The 11,427-nt window shown below is 36.0% G+C and carries 8 protein-coding genes and 2 pseudogenes; 4 read left to right on the top strand and 6 right to left on the bottom strand.

Annotated features, from left to right (window positions below; all coding sequences use genetic code 11):
• Positions 1-154: 154 nt before the first annotated feature.
• A pseudogene (locus tag B091_RS12950) lies at positions 155-1,465 on the top strand (DUF5074 domain-containing protein); the annotation flags it as partial.
• 178 nt (positions 1,466-1,643) lie between these two features.
• On the opposite strand, the gene B091_RS0107340 reads toward B091_RS12950, so the two are convergent.
• Positions 1,644-2,117 (bottom strand): Dps family protein, encoded by a 474-nt coding sequence (locus B091_RS0107340; protein WP_018109364.1) that lies wholly within the window; start codon positions 2,115-2,117, stop codon positions 1,644-1,646.
• Positions 2,118-2,253: 136 nt separating this feature from the next.
• Here B091_RS0107340 and B091_RS0107335 point away from each other — a divergent pair, with 136 nt between their 5' ends.
• Entirely contained in the window at positions 2,254-3,177 is a 924-nt protein-coding gene (locus B091_RS0107335; RefSeq protein ID WP_018109363.1) for a hydrogen peroxide-inducible genes activator, read from the top strand.
• Positions 3,178-3,283: 106 nt separating this feature from the next.
• On the opposite strand, the gene B091_RS0107330 is transcribed toward B091_RS0107335, so the two are convergent.
• The 3 genes from B091_RS0107330 to B091_RS0107320 form a co-directional block, all read right to left on the bottom strand.
• Positions 3,284-3,496, bottom strand: coding sequence for a DUF6132 family protein (locus tag B091_RS0107330; RefSeq protein ID WP_018109362.1), 213 nt, complete (start codon positions 3,494-3,496; stop codon positions 3,284-3,286).
• Between the two features lie 19 nt (positions 3,497-3,515).
• Positions 3,516-3,827: a rhodanese-like domain-containing protein gene (locus B091_RS0107325; RefSeq protein WP_018109361.1), complete on the bottom strand. Its 312-nt coding sequence runs from the start codon at positions 3,825-3,827 to the stop codon at positions 3,516-3,518.
• Positions 3,828-4,169: 342 nt separating this feature from the next.
• Positions 4,170-4,511: a hypothetical protein gene (locus B091_RS0107320; RefSeq protein WP_155888285.1), complete on the bottom strand. Its 342-nt coding sequence runs from the start codon at positions 4,509-4,511 to the stop codon at positions 4,170-4,172.
• Positions 4,512-4,801: 290 nt separating this feature from the next.
• Between B091_RS0107320 and brnQ the strand changes: the two genes are divergently transcribed.
• Positions 4,802-6,139 carry a branched-chain amino acid transport system II carrier protein gene (gene brnQ, locus B091_RS0107315; RefSeq protein WP_018109359.1) on the top strand — a complete coding sequence of 446 codons (1,338 nt, stop codon included), beginning with the start codon at positions 4,802-4,804 and terminating at the stop codon, positions 6,137-6,139.
• A 131-nt stretch (positions 6,140-6,270) separates the two neighbouring features.
• Here brnQ and B091_RS0107310 read toward each other — a convergent pair whose 3' ends face one another.
• Together B091_RS0107310 and gyrA are read right to left on the bottom strand one after the other, a co-directional pair.
• Positions 6,271-7,488 carry a tetratricopeptide repeat protein gene (locus B091_RS0107310; protein WP_018109358.1) on the bottom strand — a complete coding sequence of 406 codons (1,218 nt, stop codon included), beginning with the start codon at positions 7,486-7,488 and terminating at the stop codon, positions 6,271-6,273.
• Between the two features lie 195 nt (positions 7,489-7,683).
• Positions 7,684-10,135: pseudogene (gene gyrA, locus B091_RS0107305) on the bottom strand (DNA gyrase subunit A); the annotation flags it as partial.
• 470 nt (positions 10,136-10,605) lie between these two features.
• Here gyrA and B091_RS0107300 point away from each other — a divergent pair.
• The gene (locus tag B091_RS0107300; RefSeq protein WP_018109356.1) at positions 10,606-11,400 is read left to right on the top strand and encodes a 4Fe-4S binding protein; all 795 of its coding nucleotides are present in this window, start codon (positions 10,606-10,608) and stop codon (positions 11,398-11,400) included.
• Positions 11,401-11,427: the final 27 nt, after the last annotated feature.

Raw genomic sequence — 11,427 nt, 5'->3', positions numbered from 1 at the left:
CTGCAGAGTCTTTCAACGCAAAGCTTAAACAGCTAAGAGCTACTTTCAGAGGAATTACAGACACTAAGTTCTTCCTCTTTAGAGCAACAGAGCTATTTGCTTAATATGTTAAATCCCCAAGAATATGATATGATCCCAATTTAACCTATTCAATGATAATGGCGCTATTACTTATAAAGCTTTTCAAAAGGCTAATCCCGGAAAATCATTTGGAACAACCTCAACACATGGTGCTGCATTTGGAACAACCTCAACACATGGTGCTGCATTTGGCAACAACTTATACGTAATGTCAAAGCAAAATAATCGCTTCGTCATTGCTGACAAGCATAGCCTTAAAGAAGTTACTACTCACCAAGACCTAGCAAATGGACGAGGTAATGGACAAGCTTTTGTAGGAATTAGTCCTGAGAAAGGCTACATATCATCTACTGCAGGAATTCAGGTGGTAAATTTAACTGATTCTAGCTTAAGTTAACAAATAGTTATTCCGGGAAATCCTTCAATAGGGAACATCGTATATATTGGAAAATATGTATTTGCAACAGGTCAAAATAATGCTTATGTAATCGATGTAGAGACTGACAAATTTGTACAAACTTTAGACATTGATCAACCTGGTTCGGTTGTTATTTCCAAAGATGGTAATGTTTGGGTCGGCAATCCGAATTCACTATTCCGAATTAATCCTATTACTTTAGAGAAACATAAAGTTAGAGATATCGGTAGCACACCCATACGAGGCACTTGGGACGCTTGGAATCCAAATTCATTTATAGCTAGCCCTGCAAATAATACACTCTATTGGTCAATTACCCCTGGAATGTTCGGTAGTAGCAAACGTCTTATCAAATACGATATAGATAAGGATGAAATAACACCAGAATTCTTTGTCTTGGGCTCCGATACGGATTATGGTATTGAAAAAGACTTCCTAAGCGAAGGCACAAGTTCTACAGCATTAGCTTTTTATGGTGGTGTACTCAGAATTAACCCTTTAGATGGAAAACTCTATGCTATTGTAAAAAGAGATGGCTGGGGAGAAAGCGGATGTTACAATTGGCTATTTATCATCGACGAAAATGGAAAAGTAGAAAGAACGATCCCTATTGGCAATGATGATGAATCAGATGTGGCTCCTAAAGATCAGAAATATTATTGGTTCCCTTCGATGCCTTTATTTAATGATCATTACGACCCAGAAATACTTTTAGAGGAAGTCAAGCTTCTCAAAAATGAGTCTGCGACTATCGAGCTAGACGATCTTGTTTATGATCCCGATAATATGGCCTGCCTAATTAAGACTACAATTGAATCTGATGAAAAGATAGATTTCTTTGAGCAAAGCATTGAAAACAACCAATTGATCTTAACAGATATCAAGTCTGGTGAAGGTGAATTAAAAATATCTACAGTCTCTAATGGAGTAAGAGTAGAGAAAACTATTCCTATCTCCGTAGAATAAACATCGTTTATATACGAATAATATCTTTTACAAATAATAGCTGCTTAACGATAAGTTAGGCAGCTATTATTATTTATAAACTAAATAGACAAAGGACTCCTTCTAAAATTAGAAGAAATCCTCTGCTTAGTTTGTGTAAAACTAATTAACAATTGAAACTATACTTAATGCCTTTTAGTTAACCTAAAAAAGCAGTGAGCATCCATACTTGTTTTTCTTGTGCGGAAAGGTAATCACCCATTTGTCCTAGGGTTACCTCGTCATCGTTTTCGTCAGCAAGTGCTACAATCTTACGCTCTGAAGCAATAAGGTGTGATAATGACTCTAAAGTACTTTTAACGGTTTGGTCAGCATCACTTACTGCACCAACTTCTTTAATTTGAGCAGTTTGTAAATAGTTGCTGAATTTATTTTCAGGAGTACCACCAAGCATTAAAATACGCTCAGCTATCTCGTCTATCTGATCTGCTACTTCCGTATACATCTCTTCATATTGGTCGTGCAAACGAAAGAAACCTTTCCCCTTGACATTCCAGTGGAAACTACGTAGATTTGTGTAATATACTTGGAAGTCTGCTAGCAGATTTTGTAAAGAATCTATAACCTTTTTAGTACCTGCTTCGTTTAATTTAATAATGTCTAAAGTTTTCATAATCATATATTTTATATTGTAATTAAATATCTTTTGTCTTTCGTTATTACAAAGATAAGTCAGATATGTTTGTAAGTCAAACTGATAAAATCTATCTTGTGATAGACAAAATCTATAACATCGAGAATATTAATAGATGACACTTCAACAACTCGAATATATCATAGCTGTAGACAGTTATAAGCACTTTGCCAAAGCTGCAGAGCATTGCCATGTGACTCAACCTACATTAAGTGCAATGATTCAAAAACTCGAAGAAGAGCTAGGCGTCCGTATCTTCGACCGCAGCACACAACCCGTAACAACTACTGCTATAGGTAAAAAAATCATTGAGAAATCAAGAACTGTACTCGGTAAAACTCAACATATCAAAGAAATCGTAGCTGAAGAGCAAGGTGCAATATCAGGAACTTTTCGATTAGGAGTACTTCCAACTATTGCTCCTTACCTTTTGCCTAGATTCTACCTGCGCTTTATGGATAAACACCCGAAGCTTGATATAAGAATGGCTGAGATGAAAATATCGGACATTGAACTAGCTTTGGACAAAGGAGAACTTGATGCAGCTATTACAGCTACTGCTCCAGAGAACAAACACTTAACGAGTCAGTTACTCTATTTTGAAGAATTCTTCGGCTATATTTCGACTCAAGAGCCTGTTTTTAAGGAAAGTGTGATCCGAACCTCCGATATTTCGGGTAAGCATTTGTGGCTTTTGGATGAAGGACATTGCTTTAGAGATCAACTACTCAAGTTTTGCAGTCTAGAGGGAGTACAGAGTCGCATAGCTTACCGATTGGGAAGTATGGAAACATTCATGCGCATGGTCGAAAGTGGACAAGGTATCACTATTATTCCAGAGTTGGCATTGGATCAGCTCAATACCTGCCAACAAGAATTAGTTCGTCCTTTTGCATTGCCACGGCCGACCCGCCAGATCAGACTAATCACACGGCACGATTTTGTACGTCATACCCTACTCCAACTCCTCAAGGAGGAAATCAGAAATTCTGTTCCTAATCAGATGCATATACTTAAGCCAAACCAATACGAGGTTTGACTTTAGCTCAAAAAAAAAGACTTACTCGTTTTCTATAAACGAGTAAGTCGCAGTATTGTGATGAGTAAGGAGTTTGCATCAAGGCATAGCTCCAGAGTTTAATTTATCACTCCTCCTCTTTTTTCTTAGGCTTACGCTTAAATATAGACAAAAACAGTCCACCTAATACGGCCCCATACAGTGTACTATTGAGTGGGCTCGATGTAATGGGGCAAGTACCAGTGTTACACCCCACGAACTTCCAATATAAATAACCACCAAGAGCACCTATAAATACTCCTATAATTGCTAAAATATTATTTTGAATAAAAGATTTCATACGTAATATAGTTTTACAATCACCTTACGGTTTTTCCTTTCCACTCAACGATACCACCCAATAAATTATAAGTGTTCTTAAATCCCATTTGAGACATTAACAGGCAAGCATCAAAGCTTCGGTGCCCACTCTTACAATATATAAAGTAATGCCCTTCTCGATCAAGTTTATCAACTTCGAGCACAAACCGATCAGTAGGATTAAAATCTACTAGTTGAGCAAATTCAATCCGACCCAAAAGATATTCTAGTGGAGTTCTTACATCAAGAACAATAGGATTTTCCACACTTGCAATCAGTTCATACCACTCTTTTTCGGTCAGATTTTCCATAAATTGATTACTGTTTTAATATAATAATTTGATTTATTGTCTAAGATAACAATTTTATGTTTGAAATGTTGTGTAATTGAGCATACAGACACTATTAAGGGCTATAATAAGCATTATGAAGCAGAAAAAAGCTACCACTCTATAATTAATAGAATAGTAGCTTCAGCTTAAAGTATAAATTATCCATAAAATTGGATACCTCAGAAATAAAAAAGCAAACAATTAAAACGAGGTTGTGTAAAGCCTTCAAAATATTCTAACAGTTATTGCTCTTCAAATTCGGTGTAAATATAAGCTTTCATCTATATATTTCACCATTTTAAAAGGAAAAATAGATAAATATTATTTTTTCAAACTCTTGAACTTCCTTATAAAAGCCATTCCTATATAAGCTATAAGACTTAAAATAACAATAATCATCACGTAGCCTATACTATCCTGATACTGAATATTGGTGATTAATTGCAGAAGTAAAGCCAGCACTCCAGAGATAAAGGTGACAATAAAAGTCAACATATATATTTTAAATAATCGAGGCAAGAGATTAGATAGTACAGTAAAAAACATCAATACTGAGCCAATTAATCCGTACCATGCTGGGATTCTGGTGTAAGCTAAAAATATAGCTAAGCTTACAACACTCCATATCCAAAAATATTTATTAAAAACAGAATTACCTTTCATATCATATTTTTTAATCAAGTTGAAGGCGAATATAATAAGAACCACATTAGAAATGATAGTGATTCTATCAATATCAACCAATGCTAAAGCTATTTATATGTTTTCAGCATTTAGATCAGTTAAATATTTTCTGAAACAAGAGTGTGAATATTATACAGTTACAACTTTCATTTCATTAGTTTTATGCTTGATTTTATATTATATAGCATTATTAAAGCTCGAAACGCTTATTATTCGTTATATTGCAAGCTTAATTAATTTATAAAACTTAGAAAAAACAATTCCAACTGATGAATAAATTATCAACGAAGCAATTTTGGGTAGTGAGTTTAATGTTATTTTCGCTCTTTTTTGGAGCGGGTAATCTTATTTTCCCACCAATGGTAGGGAAAATGTCTGGTACCGAAGTTTATATTGCAATGATTGCATTTACCCTTACTGCTGTCGTCTTACCCGTTTTTGGAGTTGTGGCAATAGCCAAATCTAACGGAATTTCAAATATGGGTAAACGTGTTGGCCCCTGGTTCTCTACTATATTTGCTATAGTAGTATATCTGGCTGTTGGCCCTTTAATGGGCATTCCTAGAGCAGGAACTGTGCCATTCGAAATCGGGATTGCTCCGAACATTGCTGATCCCGTAACAAAAGATATCGCCCTACTTCTATTTACAGCTGTATTTTTTGCAGTTACTTATTGGCTATGTCTAAATCCTGATAAAATAGCCAATAGAATCGGTAAGTACCTAAGTCCAATGCTATTAATATTAATGGTAGCGCTATTTATTTGTTCTTTTATCAATCCCATGGGGGACTATCAAGCACCACTTGGTGACTACCAAACAAGTCCGTTCACTGCAGGCTTTCTCGAAGGATATCTAACTATGGACGCAGTAGGAGCACTGAGTTACGGACTTGTTATAGCTATGGCTATCCACTCATTCAACATAAAGTCGGAAAAAGAAGTTATGAAATCCACTATCCGTAGTGGTATGTTAGCGGGAATTTTACTGTTAGCAATATATTTTATGCTGGCACATATTGGAGCTACAAGTGCAAGTAGATTCCCAAATACTAAAAATGGTGCTGAGCTTTTGAATCTGGCTTCAAGTCATATCTTAGGAGGATTCGGCGCTTATTTAGTAGCAGGAATTTTCACTTTGGCTTGTTTGACAACTTGTGTAGGCCTAATATCAGCTTCTGCAAAATATTTTTCAGGTGCATTCAACCGTCTGAGCTATAAATACTGGACCATTATTTGGACTATCTCAAGCTTTTTGATCGCCAATGTAGGACTAAACGCAATATTAGATTACAGTATTCCCCTACTCGCTATTATCTACCCTATAGCCATTGTGCTTATTGTATTAGTGGTTATCGACCCTATTTTTAATTCGCAAAAGGTAGTCTATAAAACGACGGTTTACACCACCATAGTTATAAGCATTCTTATTGGCCTAAAGGAACTACCTATCCCCTACCTAGAGAAGGCAATAACTATGTTACCACTTTCAGGATATAAATTGGGATGGGTAATACCTGTATGCACAGCGTTCTTAATCAGTTGGATCTTTGCTCTTATCAAAAATCATACAGTAGCAAATCGTAAGAAAGTAGCAGTAAAAAGTTAACGCTTGAAGAAGTTCAACCACTATTATCAAATGTTACATTTAGCATTTTGCATACTCTCAGAAACAAAAGAACCCGTGCAATAGACAAAGCTATTACACGGGTTCTTTTTATAACTAATAACTAAAATGAATTACATTAAAGCTTCAATCTCTTCAATTTCTTCCATACCTAATTTGTAGTAAATTAAGTAAAGACCTTGTAACCATAGATCTTTATTGTCTGGTTTAAGTTCTCTTGCTTTTACATAGAATGGAAGTGCCTCTTTGTATAGTTGAATAGCTTCACCTGTTTTAGCAATATATTCAGAATCATTAATGTCCATGTCCACAGGAATAGAGTCTAAGATTCCTTGAGCTTGAATTGTATATACTAAACCAAGGTTAGAATATGCTTCAGCATTCTCTGGATCAATTGCAATTGCTTTCTTGAAGCTTGCAGCAGCAGCAGCATAGTCTTTCTTATGGTGATTGATAAAACCTTCTACATATACATAGTAGCTGTTGTCTGGGTTTTTAGCAACCATATCAGTAGCAAGTGCTAATGCTTCATCCAATTGCTCTTTATTCACGTAATAGTCAACAAGGCTACCAAAGAAGTACATGTGTTCTGGGAATTTTTCCATACCCTCTTTTAAAGTAGCCAAGAACTCAGCATCTTTCTTTAGATTTTTATAAGCATAAGTTAAAATCTCTAGTGATTGCATACCCTCTTTTGTTGTATCAACAGCCATAGGAGCAGTTTTCTCAATTGTAGCATAGTCTTCAATACGCATTGCTGCTAAAGTTGCATAATAAGCAATAGTCTTAAAGTTTGCATCTTCAGAAACAAGATCATTACCTTCAAATATATCCATACTTGCTGACTCCAAATACTTTAAGAAATAATCAAGAGCTTCTTTATCTTTACTATGGTTGAAATAGTAAACACCACCATTAATTAGCTCAGGTCTGAACTGCATAATAGTAGTAGCATTTGATTTTCTAAACTTATTCTTCACTTTTCCTTTTGCATTAGGAATTTGTGCAAGCTCATCACATTTAGCATAATAATCAACTAGTTTTGCAACACTGCTATAAACACCTACAGTATCGTAAGACTGTTTAAGATATTGCTTTTTCTGCTCTTCCTCAATGAATCTTTTTTGAATCAAACCAGCGATATCCCATGCTTCAGGATCATTCTTAGTTTCTTCACTAACCAACGACTCATTAATTAATTTTTCAGCTTGAGCAAAGTCAGGATTATTACTATTTGCTATTCTCTTGGCCTCTTTGATATTCTTTTGCTGAGCAAACGATAAAGTAAATGCGCCTGCCAGCAACGCTACTGATAATAATACTTTTTTCATGATTATTGTTTTTGATTATTTTTATTCAACTATTCTCATTAATCTATTATTCTACATCATCAAAAAGCATGCCAGTCGCAGGATTGCCACCCTCATGTGATGCATTGTCTTCTGCTTCAGAAGATTCTTCAGCTGTTTGATCTAACTCAACTTCAGCCACATCAAGACCTAACTCATGAATTAGTTCTTTCTCTTCCTCTTCTTCAGAAAGCACTTTGCAAATTGAACCAATATGGTCGTTTCTCTTCTCAAGATTAATAAGTCTAACCCCCTGAGTCGCACGGCCCATAATGCGGATATCCTTGACATCCATACGAATTGTTACACCCGATTTATTAATAATCATCAAATCGTTTAAATCTGTAACACATTCGATGCCGACTAATTTACCTGTTTTTTCGGTAATATTGATGGTTTTAACACCTTTTCCTCCACGATTAGTCTTACGATAATCTTCAATATCAGAACGTTTACCGTAACCTTCTTCTGAAACCACCATAATAGTTTCTTTCTCAACATCACGTACAGCAATCATACCAACTACTTCATCTTGACCATCATCATCGAGAACTATTCCACGAACACCTGTGGCAGTTCTCCCCATAGGGCGAACATTTTCCTCATTGAAGCGGATTGCACGACCATTACGATTAGCCAAAATCATCTCACACTTGCCATCAGTCAGGCGAACTTGAATTACTTTATCATCCTCACGGATAGTTATGGCATTAACACCATTTTGACGAGGACGAGAATATTGCTCAACTAGAGTTTTCTTAACTACACCTTTTTTGGTACAGAAGAATACATAGTTGTTATTAATAAACTCTTCATCATTTAAGTCTTCAACTCTTAAGTAAGCTGTAACAGCATCATCTCGATCAATGTTTAGCATGTTTTGGATAGCTCTTCCCTTTGAGTTTTTAGACCCTTCAGGAATCTCATAAACCTTCAACCAATAACACTTACCCATTTGCGTAAAGAACATCATGGTATTATGCATTGTTGCAGGATAGATATGCTCAACAAAATCTAAATCACGAGTATCTGTTCCTTTAGAACCTACACCACCTCTATTTTGTGATTGGAAATCAGACAATGGAGTACGTTTAATGTATCCCATGTGCGAAATCGTAATAATCATAGGATCGTTAGCATAGAAGTCTTCAGGATTAAATTCTTCAGATGAATAAACGATCTCTGATCTACGAGCATCACCATATTTATCTTTAATCTCTAGTAACTCGGCTTTGATTACTTCACGACATTTCTCATCATTGCTTAAAATCTCCTTGTATTCAGCAATACGAGCCATAATTTCTTCAAACTCTTTGTGAAGTTGATCTTGCATTAGGCCAGTGAGCTGACGTAAACGCATTTCAACAATTGCACGAGCTTGTACTTCGCTTAACTCGAAACGAGTAATAAGGTTTTCAATAGCCTCATTAGGATTCTTTGCAGCGCGAATAATTCTTATTACTTCGTCAATATTATCCGAAGCGATAATAAGACCTTGCAGGATATGAGCACGCTCTTCTGCCTTACGTAAATCGAACTGAGTACGACGAATTACTACTTCTTTACGGTGATCTACGAAATAAGCAACTAAGTCACGCAGGTTTAGTACTTGAGGACGGCCATTTACTAGAGCTACATTGTTGACACCAAATGAAGTTTGAAGAGCCGTCATTTTGTACAGCTTATTCAATACCACGTTGGCATTAGCATCACGACGGCAGTCAACCACGATACGCATACCTTCACGGTCTGACTCATCATTAACGTTTGATATACCTTCAATACGCTTGTCGGTTACTAAGTCAGCAATATGCTTAATTAGGTCGGCTTTATTAACGTTATAAGGAATTTCAGTTACCACAATTTTCTCATGGGTATGACCTGCTTCAATCTCTGCTCGAGCACGCATAACAACACGTCCACGCCCAGTTTCAAAAGCCTCTTTAACACCAGACATGCCATAGATGTATCCACCTGTTGGAAAATCTGGAGCTAAAACGTACTGCATCAAACCATCAATATCAATTTCCGGATTATCAAGATAAGCTTGACATGCCTCTATTACTTCGGTTAAGTTGTGTGGTGGCATATTAGTAGCCATCCCCACAGCAATACCTGAAGCACCATTAACAAGTAAGTTTGGAATTCGAGTAGGTAGAACTTTAGGTTCTTTTAGCGTATTATCAAAGTTGGCATCAAAGTCAACTGTCTCTTTATAAAGATCCTGCATCATTTCCTCACCCATCTTATTTAGACGAGCCTCGGTATAACGCATTGCTGCGGGACTATCTCCATCGACCGAACCAAAGTTACCTTGACCATCGACTAAAGGGTAACGCATAGCCCACTCCTGAGCCATTCTCACCATTGCCATATAAACAGAAGAGTCTCCATGGGGGTGATACTTACCTAGTACCTCACCCACGATTCTGGCTGATTTTTTATAAGGTTTATCTGAAGTATTGCCCAGCTCAATCATACCATAAAGGATACGACGATGAACAGGCTTAAAACCATCTCTAACATCTGGAAGAGCACGAGAAACAATTACCGACATCGAATAATCGATGTAAGATGATCTCATCTCATCCTCAATATTGATTTTTAATATTCTGTCTTGTTCAACCATTTAAAAGGATTCTTAATTATACATTTTAAGCTTATATAAAGTCAGGTAAAAGTACTACTTTTTCGGGAGATACAAAAGCTTTTATTAGACAAACTTTATCTCCTTAGCCGCTTGTAGATGTGTATTAAATTCCTTTATTTCTGTTTTTTGTATTTGATAAATTTGATATTCTTTCAAAACAAATTTATACCTATAAATCGGCAAAAAATAGCAGTATTTCAAGTCACTTTAAATAGCTCACAATACACTAATCAACAAAGCATTAAAGACTAAACAATTTTTGTCGTTATCACTAACTATAAACAGAGCATCCCATTTGCAATTCATACAAAAAAGACATTTTCAGCACACCGGAATTGTTAATTAAAATGACTTCCTAAAAGTTTTATCATATACAGCTTTGAATTACGTAAATATAGGAGCAATTTTGCACTCGAATTTATCTAAGGTTTGTTCCAAATAGTCCATATATGAAAATAAAGAACGTAAGTGTAGCCTATTTTAGTGCTACTTATACCACTCAAAAGATTGTAAGACAAATTGCTCAATCCATAAAACCATCATTCGCAGAATATGACATTACCCGTAAATCGGTAGGTGAAAACATCTATCTCGACACAAATGACCTGCTAATAGTTGCCGTACCAGTCTATGCCGGCAGAGTTCCTCTTAAAGCTGCTAAGGCCTTAGATTGCTTTAAAGGCAATGATACTCCAGCAATACTCGTAGCAGTATATGGGAACAGAGCTTATGAAGATGCACTTGTTGAATTGAAAGATTTAGTTGAGCATAATTTCTTCAAACCAATTTCAGCAGGAGTTTTTATTGGAAGACACTCAATCTTTCATCCCATAGCGATGAATCGTCCAAACGGTGAAGATTTAGAACTAGCTACAGCATTTGCTAAAGAAAGTAGTTTGATTTTAGAGAAGATCAAAAAGACAGATAGTATTGCCTCTATGGATCTACCGGGAGATCACCCTTATAAACCCTATGGACAATTTCCAATCTATCCAACAACGAATAGTGATATTTGTAATAAATGTGGTAAGTGCAGCTTATTATGCCCTGTCAAAGCTATTTCTAAAACAACTCCTGACCATACAGACCAAGTACGCTGCTTATCTTGCGGTAGATGTATTATCATTTGCCCTAAAGATGCACGAAGTTTTTCAGGCGAGTTGTATGATGAAAAGCTCGAATATTTTCTCGAATATTTTGCTAAACCTAACAAGCCAGAATTCTTTTATGCCACTGTCGAATAACTATATATAAAACAACAATGAAGGTGT

This window comes from Bacteroides propionicifaciens DSM 19291 = JCM 14649, from assembly GCF_000375405.1.
GTDB lineage: Bacteria > Bacteroidota > Bacteroidia > Bacteroidales > Bacteroidaceae > Bacteroides_E > Bacteroides_E propionicifaciens.
The sequence above is the reverse complement of the archived record's forward strand: the minus strand, read 5'-3'. Positions and strand labels throughout refer to the sequence as shown.

What these genes read in the sequence shown, in the direction of transcription:
- B091_RS0107340 (WP_018109364.1), bottom strand. Translation starts at nt 2,117, where the DNA reads ATGAAAACTTTAGACATTATTAAATTAAACGAAGCAGGTACTAAAAAG.
- B091_RS0107335 (WP_018109363.1), top strand. Translation starts at nt 2,254, where the DNA reads ATGACACTTCAACAACTCGAATATATCATAGCTGTAGACAGTTATAAG.
- B091_RS0107330 (WP_018109362.1), bottom strand. Translation starts at nt 3,496, where the DNA reads ATGAAATCTTTTATTCAAAATAATATTTTAGCAATTATAGGAGTATTT.
- B091_RS0107325 (WP_018109361.1), bottom strand. Translation starts at nt 3,827, where the DNA reads ATGGAAAATCTGACCGAAAAAGAGTGGTATGAACTGATTGCAAGTGTG.
- B091_RS0107320 (WP_155888285.1), bottom strand. Translation starts at nt 4,511, where the DNA reads ATGAAAGGTAATTCTGTTTTTAATAAATATTTTTGGATATGGAGTGTT.
- brnQ (WP_018109359.1), top strand. Translation starts at nt 4,802, where the DNA reads ATGAATAAATTATCAACGAAGCAATTTTGGGTAGTGAGTTTAATGTTA.
- B091_RS0107310 (WP_018109358.1), bottom strand. Translation starts at nt 7,488, where the DNA reads ATGAAAAAAGTATTATTATCAGTAGCGTTGCTGGCAGGCGCATTTACT.
- B091_RS0107300 (WP_018109356.1), top strand. Translation starts at nt 10,606, where the DNA reads ATGAAAATAAAGAACGTAAGTGTAGCCTATTTTAGTGCTACTTATACC.